This is a genomic window from Marinobacter sp. E2 (assembly GCF_055755345.1).
This window is the reverse complement of record NZ_CM146911.1, coordinates 494,172-511,938: the sequence shown is the minus strand read 5'-3', so window position 1 is coordinate 511,938 and position 17,767 is coordinate 494,172. Positions and strand designations below refer to the sequence as shown.

Genomic DNA, 17,767 nt, shown 5'->3' with positions numbered 1-17,767 from the left:
CGGCTCCAACGCCCCGCCGGCCAGTGTTTCCAGACAGGATAGCAAGCATGAGCAAAGCCAGCGCTACCCCGGCCCACCAGGTCTACAACATTGCCCACTGGAGCGACGGCTACATCGACGTCAACGCCCGTGGGGAAGTCCTGATCCGCCCCGACCGGGGCCAGACTCCGGCGGGCATCAACCTTCCAGAGCTGACCCGTACACTCACCGGCTCCGGCGTACAGTTACCGGTACTGGTGCGCTTTGTCGATATCCTGCACGACCGGGTCAACAAGCTCTGCAACGCCTTTAACCGGGTTGCCAGTGAGCAGGCCTACCAGGGCCGGTATACCGCGGTTTACCCCATCAAGGTCAACCAGCAGCGCCGGGTGGTGGAGGAACTGCTGGCGACTGAGCCGGCGGCATCCAATGGCCAGATCGGGCTTGAGGCCGGCAGCAAGCCCGAGCTGATGGCGGTGCTGGCGATGTCGCAGCAGAAGGGCTCGGTGATTGTCTGCAACGGCTACAAAGACCGGGAGTACGTTCGCCTGGCCCTGATCGGCCAGGCCCTGGGCCACCGGGTGTTCATTGTGGTGGAGAAGAAATCCGAGCTGCCGCTGATCCTGGAGGAATCCCGTGCCCTGGGCGTTTCACCACTGATTGGCGTACGCGCACGTCTTGCCACCATTGGCAAGGGCAACTGGCAGAACACCGGTGGCGAGAAATCCAAGTTCGGCCTGTCGGCCAGCCAGGTGCTGGACGTGGTCGATACCCTCAGGGAGGCCGGAGCCCTGGACACGCTGCAACTGCTGCACTTCCACCTGGGTTCCCAGATTGCCAATATCCGCGACATCCAGACCGGCCTGCGCGAGTGCGCGCGCTTCTACAGCGAGCTTCGCCAGATGGGCGCGCCCATAGGCACGGTCGACATTGGTGGCGGCCTGGGTGTCGATTACGAGGGCACCCGCTCCCGCAGCAGTTGTTCCATGAACTACAGCGTCTATGAATACGCCTACAACGTGATTCACGTGCTGCAGGCCGAATGCGACCGGCAGGGCATCCCGCACCCGGACCTGATCAGCGAATCCGGCCGGGCCCTGACCGCTCACCATTCGGTACTGGTGACCAACGTCATCGACCGGGAAGCCCCGGAAAACCGCCACGCTCTCCGGCCTGATGAAGACGCACCAGCACCCCTGCACGATCTGTGGCGCGACCTGGAAAGCTTGCAGGACGCAAACACGCCGCGTTCCCTCGCAGAGATATACCACGACGTGTTGCACGCCATGGCCGATGTGCACGGGCAATTTGCCCACGGGGTTCTGAACCTGCGGGAGCGGGCCGACGCCGAGATCCTGTATACGGGGTGTTGTCGGCTGCTGCGTGAGCAGCTGAACGGCAGCAATCGCGCCCATCGGGAAATCATCGACGAGCTCAATGAAAAGCTGGCCGAGAAGCTGTTCGTAAACTTTTCGCTGTTTCAGTCACTGCCCGATGTCTGGGGCATTGACCAGATCTTCCCGGTCATGCCCATCAATGGCCTGGACCGGCCACTCACCCGCAGAGCGGTGATTCAGGACATAACCTGCGACTCCGATGGCCGGATTGACCGATACGTGGATGGCCAGGGCACGGAAACCACGCTGCCCCTACCCGAGGAGAAAGCCGGCGAACCGCTGCTCATGGGATTTTTCATGACCGGCGCCTATCAGGAAATCCTGGGCGACATGCACAACCTGTTTGGCGACACCCATTCGGTTGATGTCCGCCTGACCACAGAGGGCGGCTACGAGATCAGCGAGCCGATTACCGGCGACACCGTGGCCAAGGTACTCCGGTACGTGAATTTTGAACCCCAGACCCTTCTGGAGGCCTACCGTCGCAAGTTTTCGGATTCCGGGCTGCCGGCCGACACCCAGTCAGCCCTGCTCGGAGAGCTGGCCGCGGGGCTGGATGGTTACACCTACCTGGAAGAGTAGGCAGCCTCAGGCCTTGCCATGTGCCCGGCGCCAGGCGCTGGGCGCAAGCCTCTCCCACTTGCGGAACGCCCGCCCGAAATTGGAGGGGTCACTGTAGCCGAGCAGATCGGCGATCTCGTCGATGGACAACTCCGGGCGGCGCAGCAGTTCCATCGCCCGCCGGTGACGCAGGGCATCCTGGAGTTGCTGGAAGCGCACCCCCTCGCCGGCCAATTGCCGGCGCAGGGTTCGTGCCGACACCTGCAGGCGACTGGCGACCTCTTCCAGGGTAGGCAACTGCGGGCTGCGCCCGGCCTCGAGCAATCGAGTCACCCGTTCGGCCACGGATGTACCCCCCTCGATGAAACGCATTTCCTCCTGGCACTGGGCTTCGGCAATACGGCGAGTCACCGGATTGGACAGTGACATAGGCGACGTGAGGAAATCCCGCCGGAAACGCAGCTGATTGGCGCCACCACCGAACCGGATCTGATCGCCGAACAGCTGACGGTAGGGTGCGACATCCTCGGGTTCGGGCAGATCGAGCCGGCAGTGGCCACCCTCAAACAGGCGGCGGCCAAACAGCAGCAGGTTGACATCCATCAGCGACGCCATCACCACGTCCACATTGAAGCGATACAGCGCCTCCACCGAGTGATTGAGGTCCAGCTGAATCACCGCCTCGGCGTCTTCTACGAAGAACGACAGGCGCATGTAGACAAACCGGATCTGGAAATACTTGATCAGCACTGACAGCGCCTGCTCCAGGGTGTCGCAGCTGATGGCGGCCTGGGCCAGAGAGCCGTGGGTGGTGAATTTCAGGCGTTTGCCGTATTCCAGCCCCAGCGCGGGATCGTCGCTGCGTTGAAGCACCTCAAGACAGAGCTGGCTGAACTGATCCACGGTAATGAAGTTGTCCGGGTGGCCCAGCATGGAAGGACGAATGCCAGCCGCCGCCAGCAGCCCCGGACGCGGCAGCCCGCGATCCTCGGCCAGCTGGCAGAGAATATCCGCATAATGCGCCCGGATAACGGGCAGGTGTCCGGTAAAGCCGGGAGCATTCATGGGTCAGGCGTTCTTCCGGTCTGGTTGGTCTTCCGGTCTTGTTATTACGTCCAGACTAGACCGCCGTGAGGCTTCCGGCAATTACCCTGGGGCCGCATTGCGGGCGGCTCTGCTGCCAGCTCAGAATTTTTTCCCGAGAGACTGATCCGCCCATCCGGGCAAACCGTAAACCATAACACTGACAAACCCGGGACGAGTGCATAGAATGATGACCAGAACAAGCTCAAATCATGCGACTGTCAAGGAGCGTCCGGTGACCACACTGGATCAGAAGCCAGCCAGTTCCGAGGGCCGGAAAGACCCCTGGAGCCAGATGCTGCAGAAAGTGGGTAAAAGCCAGGATCGCGAAGCGTATCGCGCGCTGTTCGAGCATTTTGGCCCACAAATCAAGTATTACGCCATGGCGAACGGCCTGGCCAGCCACGCAGAGGAGCTGGTCCAGGAAGTGTTTGTTTCCATCTGGCGTCGCTCCTGTCTGTACGATTGGCGGAAAGCGGCCGCGTCCACCTGGATTTTCACCATTGCCCGTAACCAGCGCATCGATATGTTGCGGAAAATGCAGCGCACCAGCGCCGAGATGCCTGTTGAGACCGAGGATCTATGGCAGATTCCGGGCGAAAATGAAAACGAGCCGGTGACGTCGCTGCACCGTCTCATGTCGGAAAGAAGGATTCGCGATTCCCTGAGTCATCTCCCGGAGGAGCAGATCACGGTCATCGCGAAGGTTTACATGGAGAATAAGTCCCATCAGATGGTGGCAGACGAACTCGATATTCCCCTGGGAACCGTGAAGAGCCGGGTTCGCCTGGCATTGAACAAACTGAAAGTGATCTTGCAGGACCAGAACGTATGACACGGCACCATCCCGACAGCCTGAGCTTGATGGAATACAGCGCAGGCAACCTGAGCGAGCCCCATGCCCTGTGCATCCGGCTCCACCTGGACAAGTGTCCGCACTGTCGTAGCCGTGTGGACACCCTGGACAGTCTGGGCGCTGTCATGATGGAACAGCAGCCTAAGGTGAGTGTCTCGGAGAACATGTTCGACAGCATCATGGCCCAGATTGAGGTTGGCGGGGATTCAGACAACGATACCGCACCGGAACACCGTGCGCCCCGGATAGGTGCACTTCAGAAACTGCTGGGTGACGATCTGAACAGCCTGCCCTGGAAGCGCCAACTGGGGGATGTGAGCGTTCTTGATATCACGGATCGCTTCCCCGGCCAGAAAGAACAGGTGGTGCTGCAGAAACTGGCGGCCGGAGGCAAGGCGCCGGCACACACCCACCGGGGTGAAGAGACAACGATTGTGCTGCAGGGCGCATTTGCCGATCAGAAAGGTGTGTTCAACCAGTGGGATTTTGTTGTGCTGAACGACGAGGATGAGCACAAACCGGTAGCGGTCGGGTGCGAGGATTGCATCACGCTGTCGGTGCTGAGCGCGCCGGTCAAGCTGACCGGCACCTTCACCAGGATGCTCAACCCGTTCATCCGGTAAATTCAGTACTCAGGTAGTCGGGAAACGGGGGCCAATGGCCCCCGTTTTTTTGGCTAACCGAAACACCCGGCCCCGGCAATGCCTTGATGGTTGAATTGACCTCTGTGCCTGCAACCCTACACTTGAAGACAACACTGGCTTATTCCTGACCATCAAAAAAGCGCGCCGACCGACCCATGCCCGACATTATCGTGATGTTCTTCCTGCTGGGCCTCGTGGCGGGAACCGTCAAATCCGACCTGTCGATTCCCCGCGAAGCCTACGACATCCTCAGCCTGCTGCTGATGCTGACCATCGGCCTGAAAGGCGGCATGGCACTCTATGGCAATCTCTCGCCGGATTTGCTGCTGGAAATGGTGGCGGTTGCCGGTCTGGGCTTTACCCTGCCCCTGCTGATGATCCCGATCCTGCGTTACGGCGTCGGCCTGTCGATCGCCGACACTGCCAGTTTCGCCGCCCACTACGGGTCTGTCAGCGCCGGGACCTTTGCCGTGGCGCTGGCCTGGGTCGAAACCCGCGGTCTCGATGCCGGCGGCCAGGTTACTCTCTATCTCGTACTGCTGGAGCTGCCCGCCATCATGGTCGGGCTCTGGTTCTACCGGCGTTTTGGCCAACGCACCGGCAACACCGAGGGAGCGCCGCTTTGGCAGGAAACCCTGACCAATCGCAGCGTTATCCTGCTGGTCGGCGGGGTGGTGATTGGCGCCCTGTATGGCCCGGGCCAAGGCACCGGTGTGACTGCGCCGCTTACCAGTGCCTTTTCCGTAATCCTGTCGCTGTTCCTGCTGGAAATGGGGCTGGTGGCGGCCGAAACCCTGCGCAACCTGAAGTTGCGACACTGGCGGGTGGTGTTGTTCGGGCTGGCCATGCCGCCGGTGCTTTCGGTCGCGGGCCTTACAGTGGGCACCCTGCTGGGGCTTGGCACCGGCTCCACCGTGATTCTCGCCACCCTGACCGCCAGTGCGTCCTACATCGCCGCTCCGGTAGCCGTCCGCCACGCCGTGCCTGACGCCGACATTGGTCTGGCCATGCTGGCCTCGCTGGGCGTGACCTTCCCGTTCAACGTGCTGGTCGGAATCGGCCTCTACTACAATTTGCTCAGCTGGGCGGTACCGGTCTAGTGCCCCCTACCACGGCAGTTCCGAGCCATCCCAACTGAAGAACCGGCCGTTGCTTTCGTCCCCCAGCCCCTCCAGCACCCGGATCAGGTTATCCGCCGTTTGCGCCGGCGTGTGCACCTTCAGTTTGGCCAGCGACTGGCTGAACGGCTCACTGAGCGCTGATTCCGTCGTGCCCGGATGCAGGGCCACGCAAGCAATGGGTTTGCACCTACGCGGCAGTTCGATAGACAGATTGCGCACCAGCATATTCAGCGCCGCCTTCGAGCTGCGATAGGCATACCAGCCGCCAAACCCGTTGTCGGTGATCGACCCGACCTTGGCCGAGATTGCCGCTACCCGCTTGAACTCCCGATGTCGCAGCCAGGGCAGCAGCGCCTGGGAAAGCAGACCAAACCCGGTAGCGTTGACGGCAAACGCCCGGGCAAGATTGGCCGGTTCCAGATCTTCCAGCCGCTTTTCCGGAAACATGCCCTGGCCGTGCAGCAGACCGGCCGCGTAAATGAAGGTGTCAATGCCGCCGTCTCGATCCAGGACTGGCTCCAGGGCCTCGGCAACCGCCCGGGGTGACCCTGAGTCCTCGGCGTCCCAGGGCAACAGGGTACAGCGTTCATCCGTCCGCAAGGACTCTGGCGCAACGTTCGGGTTCCGACACAGGCCAATCACCCGGGAATCCGGGTCCCGCTGCAACATTTGCTTGGCAAGCGCCCCACCGATAGCGCCGTTAACTCCGGCGATCACAACTCGTTTCATGACGTTCCTCCTGGCTTACCCCATAGATACGAATATTCCACCGCACGGACCGCCACGCGCAGTGAACCGCAAAATTAAAACGACCGTATTAAACCAGTGTTCACATTCTTGCTCAGAGTTCTTTACAGGTTGCGCCAGAACGGCGTGACCCCTGGTAAAAGCGCACCAAGGAGACTATCCATGCAATATCAGGCACCGGCGAACGATCTTCGCTTTCTGTTGTTCGATGTATTGGGTGTAGACCGGCTGCACGAGCTGGAAAAATACGCCGATGCGACACCGGATCTGATTTCAGCAGTAATCGACGAGGCGGGCAAGCTGGCGGCCGAGGTCATTCAGCCCACCAACCAGGCGGGTGATCGCGAGGGCTGCCATTACGATCCGGAATCCCGGTCGGTGAAAACACCCGAGGGCTTCAAGGAAGCCTATCGGAAATTCGTCGAGGGCGGCTGGACCGCGCTAGACGCGCCCCTGGAGTTCGGCGGCCAGGGCTTGCCCCATACCCTGAAGTTTGTAGTGGACGAGATGGTCTGCTCCACCAATCTGTCACTGGGCATGTACCCCGGCCTGACCCACGGTGCCATCAGCGCCCTCTATGCGCACGGTTCGGACGAACTCAAGCAGACCTATCTGGAAAAGCTGATCTCGGGCGAATGGACTGGCACCATGTGCCTGACCGAGCCCCAGTGCGGCACCGACCTGGGCATGATCCGCACCCGGGCCACACCCAACGACGATGGCAGCTACGCCATCGAGGGCACCAAGATCTGGATCACCGGCGGTGAACACGACCTGGTGGATAACATCGTGCACCTGGTGCTGGCCAAGCTGCCGGGCGCGCCAGACACCACCAAGGGTATCTCCCTGTTCGTGGTACCCAAGTTCCTGCCGGACTCCGGAGAGCGCAACCCCGCTTTCTGTGGCGGCCTTGAGCACAAGATGGGCATCAAGGGCTCGGCCACCTGCGTGATGAACTTTGAGGGCGCCAAAGGCTGGCTGGTGGGCGAGCCCAATGACGGCATGCGCGCCATGTTCACCATGATGAACGAGGCCCGCCTGATGGTGGGCATGCAGGGCCTGGGCCTGGCCGAAATGGCCTATCAGGAAAGTCTGGGCTTCGCCCGTGAGCGCCTGCAGAGCCGCTCCCTGAGTGGCCCCAAGAACCCGGACGGCCCCGCCGACCCGATCATTGTGCACCCGGATGTGCGCCGGATGCTGATGCGCCAGAAGGTGCTGAATGAGGGCATGCGTGCCCTGGCCCTGTTTACCGGCCACCAGCTGGATCTGTCAGCTGCCCACCCGGACGAAGCGGTGCGCGAATCCGCCGACGATCTGGTCCAGCTGCTGACGCCGGTGGTGAAGGCGTTCCTCACTGACGAAGGCTTCAACAACGCCAACACCGGTTTGCAGGTTCTGGGCGGTTCCGGCTTCACCACCGACTGGCCACTGGAGCAACTGGTTCGGGACGGCCGGATTGCCCGGATCTACGAGGGTACCAATGGCATCCAGGCGATGGATCTGGTGGGCCGCAAGCTGGGCCTGAAAGGCGGACAGCTGGTACGCGGCCTGTTCGGCGTGCTTGGCGGCTATCTCAAGGACAACCCCGACGCGCCGCACGGTGAGGAGCTCAAAGGCGCCATCAAGGCCCTGGAAAGCGCCACCATGTGGCTCGCCTCCAACGCGCCCAAAGATCCGGAACAGGCCGGCGCTGCGGCCACACCCTATCTGCGCCTGATGGCCCTGACGGTTATCGGCTACCTGTGGTCCCGGATGGCCAACGTGGCCAACCAGCAACTGGCCGCCGGCGAGGGCAACAAGCCGCTGCTGGAGAGCAAGGTGGTCTCGGCCCGCTTCTACTTCCAGAAGCTGCTGCCCGAGGTGCACTGGCTGCTGGAGGACATCCAGAGTGGCAAGGACAGCCTGATGGCGTTCGAGGACGATCACTGGGCGGCGTAAAGCGGTCATCGGTCAGGGCATGACTGCCCTGGCCGGAAATGACCGGCATCTGGCAGCTTCTGACCTTCAGCAAGGCAGTACTGCAATCGATAATGGACACGTTGATTAGTGTCTCTGAACTAGTCCTGCCCAGTTCTCCGTCGGATTGGGCAATTTTAAAGCCACGCCCCGCGTGGCTTTTTTTATGGGCATTTTTTGTCGGTGCAAGCGCTGGGTTACAATGGCGCCCTTTGGTTCTGGCGGATATTTCGCCTCGCTCACGGGGACACCATGAAAGCCAACGACTACGCGTTCCGCTTTGGCGGTATTGAACGACTATACGGCCGCAGGGCCCTGGCTGCATTCCGGGATGCCCATATAGCCATTGTCGGCCTGGGTGGCGTTGGCTCCTGGGCGGCCGAATCCCTGGCACGCAGCGGCATTGGCACCCTGACCCTGATCGATATGGACGACGTCTGCGTGTCCAACACCAACCGTCAGCTCCATGCCCTTGAGGGCCAGTACGGGCGCACCAAGACCGATGCCATGGCAGACCGGCTCAGGGCGATCAACCCCGAGGCCGATATCCGCGTGCATTTCGGTTTCCTGACCACCAAAAATGTGACCGATCTGATTACCGAAGATATGACCGGCGTGGTAGATGCCATCGACAGCGTCAAGGCCAAGGCGGCCCTCATTGCCCACTGCCAGCGCCGCAAGATCCCTCTGGTGTGCGCCGGTGGTGCCGGCGGGCAGATGGACCCGACCCAGATCCAGGTGGCGGATCTCAGCAAGACCACCCAGGACCCATTGCTGGCCAAGGTCCGTAACCTGCTCAGACGGGAATACGGTTTTTCCCGCAACCCCAAGCGCCGCTTTGGCATTGAGGCCGTATACTCCCTCGAGCAGCTGACGTATCCTGCCGGAGACGGCGAAGTCTGCCTGCAGAAACCGGCCACTGACGGCCCGGTTCGCCTCGACTGCGCCTCCGGCTTTGGCGCCGCCAGCCCGGTGACCGCCAGTTTCGGTTTTTTCGCGGCGTCCCGGATTCTGAACCGGATTGCCCGACGCGCCAGCTCGTAGCTCCATCATTCACCGATCAAGGGACCTGAATTCATTATGCCTGTCAGTACTGTCCTGCTTCTTGCCAGCATTGGCGTCCTATCCCTGTTCTGCCAGTGGCTTGCCTGGCGGGTCCGGATGCCGGCCATCCTGTTCCTGTTGGCGGGGGGCATCGCGGCAGGCCCGGTTCTGGGCTTCCTGGCACCAGAGGTGGTGTTCGGAGATCTGCTATTCCCGGTCATTTCCCTGGCGGTTGCCATTATCCTGTTCGAGGGCAGCCTGACCCTGCGCTACGAGGAGATCCGCGGCCACGGCAAGATGGTCCGCAATCTGATTCCGGTGGGGTCCATTGTTACCTGCATCATCGGCACCCTGGCTGCCCGCTGGATTCTCGAGGTCTCCTGGGCGGTGGCCCTGCTGTTTGGCGCCATTTCGATTGTCACCGGACCGACGGTGATTGCGCCGCTGCTGCGTTCGGTACGCCCGGACGCCAAGCTGGCCAACATACTGCGCTGGGAAGGCATCATCATTGATCCGGTGGGGGCGCTGCTGGCCGTTCTGGTGTTCGAGGGCATCGTATCCTGGGGTCAGGGCAACGTATTCGGCCACTCCCTGTACATCTTCGGCAAGACCCTGATCGTGGGTTTCGCCATCGGAGCCATTGCCGGTTACCTGAACGGCATTGTGCTTCGCAAGCACTGGATCCCCCAGTACCTGCATAACGCCGGCACCCTGACCTTCATGCTCGGGGTTTACGCCATATCCAATGAGCTGGCCCACGAGTCGGGCCTGCTGACCGTAACGGTCATGGGGATCTGGATGGCGAACATGAAGCAGGTGCCGATCGACAGCATTCTGGAATTCAAGGAATCCCTGAGCGTGCTGCTGATCTCCGCCCTGTTCATTATTCTGGCAGCCCGGGTGGAATTCTCGGCCATTGCCGAGCTGGGCTGGGGCCTGGTGGCCGTGCTGGCGTTACTGATGCTGGTGGCTCGCCCCCTGAGTATCTTCCTGTCCGCCATTGGCACCAGCCTGAACTGGCGGGAAAAACTGTTCCTCAGCTGGATAGCCCCCCGGGGCATCGTGGCCGCGGCGGTGTCGGCACTGTTTGCGTTCCAGCTGCAGAAGCTCGGCTACGAGAGCGCCGCCGCCCTGGTGCCTCTGGTGTTCATGCTGATCATCGCCACCGTCACCATCCAGAGTCTCACAGCCCGGCCGGTGGCGCGACTGCTGAAAGTCGCCGAGCCCGCGGAGTACGGCTTCCTGATCCTCGGCGCCAACCCGGTGGCGCGGATGATCGGCAAGGCCCTCAAGAAATACGAGGTGCCGGTCACCCTGGCAGACACCAACTGGGAGAACGTGCGCCAGGCGCGCATGGATAACCTGCAGGTGTATTTCGGAAACCCGGTGTCCGAGCATGCGTCCACACACCTGGATCTGACCGGCATCGGCAACCTGCTGGTGATCTCGCCCTACAAGCACATGAACTCCCTGGCCACCTACCACTTTCTGGACTGGTTCGGTAACAAGTGCGTGTTCAGTCTGGCCGAGGGTGACCAGGACCAGAAGGCCAGGCACCAGACCGCCGAGAAAATTCAGATGACCCGGGGACTGTTCGACGGCGTGAGTTACGCCAAGCTCGCCAGCCTGGTGAGCCAGGGCTACACCGTGAAAACCACCCAGCTCAGCGAAGAGTTCGGGTACGAGGACTTCCGGAAAAAATACCAGAACCAGGCTCTGGTCCTGTTCACCTTCGACAGCAAGGAGCGGGTGGCCCCGGTACGGAGCATGGACGAGCTGAAACCCGAGGACGACTGGGTGCTGATCAGCCTGGTGCCGCCCCAGGCCAGAAAAGAACGCAAGGACAAGGACGGCGGGGAGGAGCCTTCAGCGGGTAAAGAGCCTTCAGCGGGTAAAGAGCCTTCAGCCGGTACAGAGCCATCAGCCAGCAAGGAGCCATCAGCGGGTTAAGAACCCTCAGCGGCAGTCTAGCACCAGCTTCCCGCGCACGTGCCCGTCCTCAAGCATCTCGTGGGCCTGGGCCACGTCCTCGAGAGGGAAGGCTTTTTCAATGTGGACACGAACATCGCCGTCCTCGATCAGCTCGGCGATCTCGTCCAGATGAAAGACATCCGGCCGCACGGTCATACCGTGGGCCCGCAGCCCCATGGCTTCCGCCTCGCTGATGATCTCGTCGGCGGTAACGGTGGGTATGGTCACCAATACGCCCTGCTCGCCCAGGGTGTGCAGGGAGCGCTTGCCGGTGTCGCCACCGATCAGGTCCAGCACCACATCCAGACCATAGCACTCCTCGACAATGTCGGTAGTGCGGTAGTCAATCACCTCATGCACGCCCAACTCGGCCAGGAAATCGCGATTACCGGCTGAGGCTGTAGCAATTACGTGGGCGCCGCGCTCCCGGGCAAACTGCACGGCAAAATGGCCAACACCGCCTGCGCCGGCATGGATCAGGATCTTCTGGCCCGCTTCGAGTTTGGCCACCTCAAACAGTCCCTGCCAGGCTGTCAGGGCTGCCAGCGGCAACCCGCCCGCGGTTACCAGGTCCAGCTCTTCCGGCACAATGGCAAGCTCGTCGGCCTGGGCCAGCGCGTATTCCGAATAGGCGCCGCCCAGGGCCGGGAAACCGACCATACCCATGACTCGATCGCCGGGCGCGAGGGTGGTGACCTGCTCACCAACGGACACCACTTCGCCGGCAATGTCATAACCCGGTGTCCAGGGCAATGAATTTTCGATCTGCCGGGCCGCGAATCCCAGCCCTTTTCGGGTTTTCCAGTCGATGGGATTCAGTCCAGCGCCGTGCACCCTTACCAGCACCTGCCCCTCGGCGGCTGTCGGCAGGTCCGACCGGACCACCTGCAGGACATCACGCTCGCCAAAGCGATCGTAAATCACATGGCGCATGCTGGATTCGGCATTCTGGTCAGCAGTCGTTGGCATCGGGATCTCCGGACAGCGGGTTTACGGGATTGGTCTGCGGAAAGCTAGTTGAAGTAAAGCACAAACAGGCAGGAAAGCCTAAAGCCCACGCCCACCGGGTACCACGGCGCCACCCAGAATGGTGGCAAACTCTGCCGGCGCGCGGGACGGTCTCTGGGTGTTCAGGTCGACACAGGCGTGCGTGGAAACGGCCCGAACCAGCACCCGGCCATCGGCCGGTCGCACCAACTGGAACTGCCGGGAGGAGCGGAACCGCCCATCGAAGCCAGTCAGCCAGGTACCCAGCACCAGTTCGTCACCGGCGTTGGCGGCGGACAGATAATCAATCTCGGTACGCGTAATGGCCATGGCCTTGCCGGTTTCCTCGTGCAGCGCCCAGGTCATGCCCAGACTCTCGATATGAGCCCAGCTGACCTCCTCCAGCCAACGCACGTACACCACGTTGTTGGCATGGCCCAGGCGGTCGGTGTCCTCCGCCCGTACGGTAATGTCCATGGTGAACGGACCCGGCAGGTCCCAGGCAATGTCGGATGCAGGCATTACGGTTGGTCTCCAAGGCCACTGATGGCTGAAAAAGGTAGCCGGCCAATCCGGTCGTTGTGAAGTGAACCAAAGTATAGGTAGTCACCGTGAGGGTTAACCGAGGTAATTTCCTGAAGATGCTGGCCGCGGGGGTCATGGAGGCTGGTCAGCACCTGCCCGTCCCGGTCAAACGCCAGCACCAGTCCGTACTCCTGGGGCACGGGCTTGAGGCTGTCCGGGAGCTTGGCCACCAGTTCTTTCAGCCATGGCAGGGGGTGCAGTGTATCAATGGTGGCGTTGCGAAGAGTGGGGAAAGCCACCCAGTAACGACCGCGCGCGTCAAGGGCCAGGTTGTCTGGAAAGCCCGGCAGGTTGTCGGCAAACACTTCCGTCTGCCCCGCCCTCGGCCCTTTGATCCAGTGCCTCAGAATGCGATATTTCCAGGTCTCGTTAACCAGTACGGCGTCGGAATCCGGTGACACCGCCACACCGTTGGCGAAGTACAGATTGCGCAGCACCACTTCGGTCTTGCCGGTTTTCGGCGAGTAGCGCAGCAGGCGCCCGTGGGGTCGCGTTTCCAGCAGATCAAGCCGGTAGTCCGGTTGCCGGAACCTGGAACTGGCATCGGTGAAATAGATGGTGCCGTCGTCCGCGATGTCCACGTCATCAGTAAAACGGAAGGGTGTTCCCTCGGCCTCCCGGCTCAGGATGGTGACTTTCCCCTGGGGACTCACCGACAGCAAGCCCAGCCAGGCATCGGCAACAATCAGATTGCCGGTACGATCGAACACCATGCCCAGCGGTCGACCGCCGGTGTCTATCCACTTTTCCACCCGGCCGTCGGGAAACACACGCACGATGTAGCCGTCCTGGGTGCCGGTGTAAAGCACTCCGTCTTCACTGACGGTGGTATCTTCCGGTCCATAGACCTTGCCAAGCGCCAGCAGGTCGGCCTGCTGCAGGAGGGTATTGGGCGCCAGGGGCCCATCAAGCCCGGGAGGCGGCGGTGGATTCCAGGCCTTGCTGTCGACCGGTGACGGCGTCAGCAGAAACCCACCCAACAGCAGGAAAATGACCAGCACTCCCAGCATCAGCCATTTCATACGCTCGTTCCGCCCTCTTTTGCCCGTTCTTCTGGTTATTCGCGACGAAACAACCTTAACAGACAGTCTGTGCGACAGGGAAACCGGTCACTGCCCGGATGTCAGAAAACGGCGGCACAGGGCGGCGAAGGTATCGGCTTTCTCTGCGTGCAGCCAGTGGCCGGTGTCCTGAATGATCCGGAGTGTGGCGGCGGGAAACAGCTGTTCAATACTCGCGCGGTGTTTCTCCTGGATGTAGGCTGAATCGGCCCCTTTGAGAAACAGGACCGGCCCCTCGAACGGGCCCTCTCCTTCAGGCGCAAGGGTCAGCTTGCCGTAGCAGGCATCAATCACGGAGAGGTTCAGGCGCCAGCGGAAAACCGGGCCGCCCTCTTTCTGCTCATCCGCCGGGATGCGCTCCAGGTTTTTCAGGAGAAACTGCCGCACACCGGGGGTCTCCACGAAATCGGAGAGCAGGCGGTCGGCGTCCTGGCGGGAACGGACATCCGCCAGGTGAATCCCGGTCAGCCCCTCGATGATGGCGTCGTGACGCGCGTGGTAATCCACAGGAGCAATGTCCGCGACAATCAGTTTTTCCACTCTCTCTGGCGCCTTCAGGGCCACTTGCATAGCCACCTTGCCGCCCATGGAGTGGCCAAGAAAACTGGCCTTTTGAAGCCCCTGCGCATCCATATAGGCAATCACATCGCCAGCCATAGCCGGGTAGTCCATGGTGTCGGTATGGGGTGAGGCGCCATGGTTGCGCTCGTCGAGGGCATGGATCTGCCACTGGTCCTCAAGTCGGCGGGCAATGCCGCCCAGGTTGTCCAACGACCCGAACAGACCATGCAGCAGGATCAGGGGTGGGCCTTCGCCAGTGATGCGATGATTGAGGGCAACGCTCATGGGGGAGAATCTCCGGTATCGGTCTGGAATAAGAGAGTCGATACATTACCAGCTCTGTGCTTGCGGGCAAGATCGGTGGGGTACGGAACGGGAGGGTAAGGCCGCCTGAGACAAAAAAGCCGGGCAGAGCCCGGCATGAAGGTCATAGACGTTTCGTCTGAGGATCAGCAGTAAAAGATGCTGTTCAGATATTCGGCCAGTTCAAGCACGTTTCTGCGCTCGAGCTCGGTATGCGGTACAAAGATTTCCTGTTCCATAAAACAAACACCTCCTGAATGCCTGTCCATTGCTTCAACCTGTTACCCTAATGTTATCGTTAGGGCAGGCGCAGACCGTTGACAGACCGTTGCAGCGGCTTGACATTTTGTATCAGCTTCCATGAAAGGTCGTTAATCATAGGACCCGACAAGGTGATAACAGCGCAAGTGGACACTCCCGAATCCCCCATGGTGGCGGCCTCCAGCACGCTTGCGCTGGTGCACTATCTGGAACAGCAGGGTGTGTTACATCAGTCCCGGGTAGAGCAGCTCACGGGCCTCGCCCTCTCCGAACTCTCAGACCCCGATCGCCGGGTTCCGGCCGACGCCCATTACCGACTCTGGGCCCACGCCGAACAGGTGACCGGCGATCCCGGGGTCGGCCTTCACGCCGGACAGGTGGTGGACCCGGAACGGATGGGTCTGGTGGGGCACGTGTTTTTCAACTGCGACACCCTGGGCGAGGCGGTCACCCAGTACGTCCGCCTGCATCGACTGATCAACGAGTCGGTGTTCCTCAGCTTCGAACAGACGGCAGACCAGGCCATTCTGTGCTGGCAACCGGATTCCCCGAACCACTACTGCCGTCAGGACATGGACCGGACGCTGGCGGCCGCAATCACGCGCACCCGGCACTTTATCCATTCGGGTATCCGTGCCGAATGGGTGGAACTTGCCCATGCCAGGCCATCCTACGCCGCCGAATACGAAAAACTCCTGGGCGGGCCGGTAACCTTCGACAACGGCCTGACCCGGCTTGCCTTCAGCAGCCGGCATCTGGGACACCCCATTCCACGACGCAACCCCTACGTCTATTCCGCCGTGCTCAAACAGGTCAATTCGCTGCTGGCACGGCTGCAGACCCGACGCTCTTTCGGGCGCAAGATCCGACGACTGATTTCCCGGCAAATGGCCACCGAACGCATCGACGCCGACAGCCTCGCCCGGCAGTGCCACATGAGCCGCCAGACCCTGTACCGGAAACTGAAAAAGGAAGGCCTGAGCTTCCAGGGGCTGGTAGAACAGGTGCGTCAGGACAAGGCACTCCGCTATGTGGCCACCGACCACTATTCCCTTGGCGAAATTGCCTTCCTGCTCGGCTTCTCGGAACTGAGCGCCTTCAGCCGCGCCTTCAAACGATGGACGGGAGTCTCTCCTGCCGAATACCGGGCCCGCAGCCTCGGCGATACCGGTAACGCGCCGCTGACCAGCCTCGGGGACCGCTGATGCCTGATTCCTCCCTGCTCGCCGTCGCCGTTGGCCTGATCTATCTGGGGGCATTGGCCTGCATTTATCGAATCCTGCTGAGCTATCGGACCACCCAGGGCGCCATCGCCTGGATCATCGCCCTGGTGGGTCTTCCCTACGTGGCGGTCCCCATGTTCGTGCTGTTCGGGCGCCACCGCTTTGGGGGTTATGTCCGGGCCCGGCGGCTCGGCGACGAATCGCTCACCAGCCTGCTGAACCGGTTTGAACAGCAAACCACATCGATTGCCCCGCCGGCTGCCGACCGTTTCACCGATGAGCTTCAGGTTCTGTGCCGGCTGGGGCGCCAGCCCTTTACCGACGGCAACCGCTGCACCCTGTTGCGCGATGGCGAGGCCACCTTTGAAGCCCTGTTCGAGGCCATGGAGGACGCCACCCGCTACATCCTGCTGGAGTTCTATATTGTGCGCTCGGACCGGGTTGGCCGGCGGATCAAGTCGATCCTCGAGCGCAAGCTTGCCCAGGGCGTGGAGGTCTGGTTTCTGTACGACGACATCGGCAGCGTCTTCCTACCGAGCAAGTACCTGAAACAGCTGGCGGCGGCCGGCGCCCGGGTGGCGTCGTTCGGCGATGGTAATGTGCGCCGGCGGCGCTTCCAGATCAACTTTCGCAACCACCGGAAGCTGCTGGTGTGTGACGGCCGGATCGGTTTTGTAGGTGGCATCAACCTGGGGGACGAATATCTGGGCACGGCCATGGACCAGGAACCCTGGCGCGACACCCACTGCCGGATCGAGGGGCCGGCGGTCACCGGGCTGCAACTGGCCTGGCTGGAGGACTGGAACTGGGCCAGCAACGAATTCCCCAGGCTCGACTGGGCACCGCGGGATAACCAGCCCGGGAACGATGAGGTGCTGATTTTGCCGACGGGCCCGGCGGACACCTGGGAAACCTGCACTCTGTTCTTCCTGAACTGCATCAACAATGCCCGCCAGCGACTGTGGATTGCCTCGCCCTATTTTGTGCCCGATTTCCAGATCATGAACGCGCTGCAGCTGGCCGCTCTCCGGGGTGTGGATGTGCGCATACTGATCCCGGAAAAGTCCGACAGTCGCCTGATCGGCCTGGCCGCCTATTCCTATCTGGTTCAGGCCTGCCAGACCGGCATCGGCATCTACCGCTACCAGCCAGGCTTCATGCATCAGAAGGTCATTCTGGTGGACGACCGGTACGCGGCGGTAGGCACCGCAAACCTGGACAACCGGTCCATGCGGCTGAATTTCGAGATCAGCGCCATCACCACCGCCCGGCACTTTATCGACAGCGTGGAGTCCATGCTCGAACAGGATCTGGAAAGCTCGCGACGAATGACGGAAAGTGACTACCGTGAGCGCTCTATCCTGTTCCGCCTGGGCATCAGGGCCGTTCGACTGCTGGCGCCACTGCTCTGACTGGCCCCGGCATGG

15 protein-coding genes are annotated in these 17,767 nt (G+C 61.6%); 9 read left to right on the top strand and 6 right to left on the bottom strand.

From position 1 onward, the window contains the following. Positions 1-47: 47 nt before the first annotated feature. Entirely contained in the window at positions 48-1,958 is a 1,911-nt protein-coding gene (speA, locus tag AC0J1C_RS02235) for a biosynthetic arginine decarboxylase (protein WP_473045447.1), read from the top strand. Between the two features lie 6 nt (positions 1,959-1,964). Here speA and AC0J1C_RS02230 read toward each other — a convergent pair whose 3' ends face one another. Then, the gene (locus AC0J1C_RS02230) at positions 1,965-3,002 is read right to left on the bottom strand and encodes an AraC family transcriptional regulator (protein ID WP_473045446.1); all 1,038 of its coding nucleotides are present in this window, start codon (positions 3,000-3,002) and stop codon (positions 1,965-1,967) included. A gap of 253 nt (positions 3,003-3,255) precedes the next feature. Here AC0J1C_RS02230 and AC0J1C_RS02225 point away from each other — a divergent pair, with 253 nt between their 5' ends. The 3 genes from AC0J1C_RS02225 (at position 3,256) to AC0J1C_RS02215 (ending at position 5,620) form a co-directional block, all read left to right on the top strand. Then, a complete protein-coding gene (locus AC0J1C_RS02225; protein WP_473045445.1) occupies positions 3,256-3,855 on the top strand; it encodes a sigma-70 family RNA polymerase sigma factor in 600 nt (199 codons plus the stop codon). Continuing rightward, positions 3,852-4,499: a ChrR family anti-sigma-E factor gene (locus AC0J1C_RS02220; RefSeq protein ID WP_473045444.1), complete on the top strand. Its 648-nt coding sequence runs from the start codon at positions 3,852-3,854 to the stop codon at positions 4,497-4,499. The genes AC0J1C_RS02225 and AC0J1C_RS02220 overlap by 4 nt, the downstream gene beginning before the upstream one ends. Positions 4,500-4,675: 176 nt before the next feature. Next, positions 4,676-5,620 (top strand): sodium-dependent bicarbonate transport family permease, encoded by a 945-nt coding sequence (locus AC0J1C_RS02215; RefSeq protein WP_473045443.1) that lies wholly within the window; start codon positions 4,676-4,678, stop codon positions 5,618-5,620. 6 nt (positions 5,621-5,626) lie between these two features. Here AC0J1C_RS02215 and AC0J1C_RS02210 read toward each other — a convergent pair whose 3' ends face one another. Further along, positions 5,627-6,370 carry an SDR family oxidoreductase gene (locus AC0J1C_RS02210; protein WP_473045442.1) on the bottom strand — a complete coding sequence of 248 codons (744 nt, stop codon included), beginning with the start codon at positions 6,368-6,370 and terminating at the stop codon, positions 5,627-5,629. A gap of 180 nt (positions 6,371-6,550) precedes the next feature. Here AC0J1C_RS02210 and AC0J1C_RS02205 point away from each other — a divergent pair, with 180 nt between their 5' ends. The 3 genes from AC0J1C_RS02205 (at position 6,551) to AC0J1C_RS02195 (ending at position 11,338) form a co-directional block, all read left to right on the top strand. Then, a complete protein-coding gene (locus AC0J1C_RS02205) occupies positions 6,551-8,326 on the top strand; it encodes an acyl-CoA dehydrogenase C-terminal domain-containing protein (RefSeq protein WP_473045441.1) in 1,776 nt (591 codons plus the stop codon). A 270-nt stretch (positions 8,327-8,596) separates the two neighbouring features. Continuing rightward, positions 8,597-9,388, top strand: coding sequence for a tRNA cyclic N6-threonylcarbamoyladenosine(37) synthase TcdA (tcdA, locus tag AC0J1C_RS02200; RefSeq protein WP_375194004.1), 792 nt, complete (start codon positions 8,597-8,599; stop codon positions 9,386-9,388). Positions 9,389-9,424: 36 nt separating this feature from the next. Further along, positions 9,425-11,338, top strand: a complete 1,914-nt coding sequence (locus AC0J1C_RS02195) for a cation:proton antiporter (protein ID WP_473045440.1) — start codon at positions 9,425-9,427, stop codon at positions 11,336-11,338. Between the two features lie 6 nt (positions 11,339-11,344). Here AC0J1C_RS02195 and AC0J1C_RS02190 read toward each other — a convergent pair whose 3' ends face one another. The 4 genes from AC0J1C_RS02190 to AC0J1C_RS02175 form a co-directional block, all read right to left on the bottom strand. Further along, positions 11,345-12,328 (bottom strand): NADP-dependent oxidoreductase, encoded by a 984-nt coding sequence (locus tag AC0J1C_RS02190; protein WP_473045439.1) that lies wholly within the window; start codon positions 12,326-12,328, stop codon positions 11,345-11,347. A 78-nt stretch (positions 12,329-12,406) separates the two neighbouring features. Next, on the bottom strand, positions 12,407-12,868 hold the full coding sequence (locus AC0J1C_RS02185) for an acyl-CoA thioesterase (RefSeq protein WP_473045438.1): 462 nt from the start codon (positions 12,866-12,868) through the stop codon (positions 12,407-12,409). Continuing rightward, positions 12,868-13,953, bottom strand: coding sequence for an SMP-30/gluconolactonase/LRE family protein (locus AC0J1C_RS02180; RefSeq protein WP_473045437.1), 1,086 nt, complete (start codon positions 13,951-13,953; stop codon positions 12,868-12,870). Before AC0J1C_RS02180 ends, AC0J1C_RS02185 begins: the two co-directional genes overlap by 1 nt. Positions 13,954-14,040: 87 nt before the next feature. Further along, positions 14,041-14,838 carry an alpha/beta fold hydrolase gene (locus AC0J1C_RS02175; RefSeq protein WP_473045436.1) on the bottom strand — a complete coding sequence of 266 codons (798 nt, stop codon included), beginning with the start codon at positions 14,836-14,838 and terminating at the stop codon, positions 14,041-14,043. Between the two features lie 410 nt (positions 14,839-15,248). Here AC0J1C_RS02175 and AC0J1C_RS02170 point away from each other — a divergent pair, with 410 nt between their 5' ends. Both AC0J1C_RS02170 and cls read left to right on the top strand, forming a co-directional pair. Continuing rightward, the gene (locus AC0J1C_RS02170) at positions 15,249-16,322 is read left to right on the top strand and encodes an AraC family transcriptional regulator (protein ID WP_473045435.1); all 1,074 of its coding nucleotides are present in this window, start codon (positions 15,249-15,251) and stop codon (positions 16,320-16,322) included. Continuing rightward, positions 16,322-17,752, top strand: a complete 1,431-nt coding sequence (cls, locus tag AC0J1C_RS02165; RefSeq protein WP_375193440.1) for a cardiolipin synthase — start codon at positions 16,322-16,324, stop codon at positions 17,750-17,752. The genes AC0J1C_RS02170 and cls overlap by 1 nt, the downstream gene beginning before the upstream one ends. Positions 17,753-17,767 lie beyond the last annotated feature (15 nt).

Excerpts from the sequence above, each read along its gene's own strand:
- AC0J1C_RS02205 (WP_473045441.1), top strand. The coding sequence starts at position 6,551 with ATGCAATATCAGGCACCGGCGAACGATCTTCGCTTTCTGTTGTTCGAT.
- speA (WP_473045447.1), top strand. The coding sequence starts at position 48 with ATGAGCAAAGCCAGCGCTACCCCGGCCCACCAGGTCTACAACATTGCC.
- AC0J1C_RS02185 (WP_473045438.1), bottom strand. The coding sequence starts at position 12,868 with ATGCCTGCATCCGACATTGCCTGGGACCTGCCGGGTCCGTTCACCATG.
- AC0J1C_RS02195 (WP_473045440.1), top strand. The coding sequence starts at position 9,425 with ATGCCTGTCAGTACTGTCCTGCTTCTTGCCAGCATTGGCGTCCTATCC.
- AC0J1C_RS02180 (WP_473045437.1), bottom strand. The coding sequence starts at position 13,953 with ATGAAATGGCTGATGCTGGGAGTGCTGGTCATTTTCCTGCTGTTGGGT.
- AC0J1C_RS02230 (WP_473045446.1), bottom strand. The coding sequence starts at position 3,002 with ATGAATGCTCCCGGCTTTACCGGACACCTGCCCGTTATCCGGGCGCAT.
- AC0J1C_RS02175 (WP_473045436.1), bottom strand. The coding sequence starts at position 14,838 with ATGAGCGTTGCCCTCAATCATCGCATCACTGGCGAAGGCCCACCCCTG.
- AC0J1C_RS02215 (WP_473045443.1), top strand. The coding sequence starts at position 4,676 with ATGCCCGACATTATCGTGATGTTCTTCCTGCTGGGCCTCGTGGCGGGA.
- tcdA (WP_375194004.1), top strand. The coding sequence starts at position 8,597 with ATGAAAGCCAACGACTACGCGTTCCGCTTTGGCGGTATTGAACGACTA.
- AC0J1C_RS02190 (WP_473045439.1), bottom strand. The coding sequence starts at position 12,328 with ATGCCAACGACTGCTGACCAGAATGCCGAATCCAGCATGCGCCATGTG.
- AC0J1C_RS02220 (WP_473045444.1), top strand. The coding sequence starts at position 3,852 with ATGACACGGCACCATCCCGACAGCCTGAGCTTGATGGAATACAGCGCA.
- cls (WP_375193440.1), top strand. The coding sequence starts at position 16,322 with ATGCCTGATTCCTCCCTGCTCGCCGTCGCCGTTGGCCTGATCTATCTG.
- AC0J1C_RS02210 (WP_473045442.1), bottom strand. The coding sequence starts at position 6,370 with ATGAAACGAGTTGTGATCGCCGGAGTTAACGGCGCTATCGGTGGGGCG.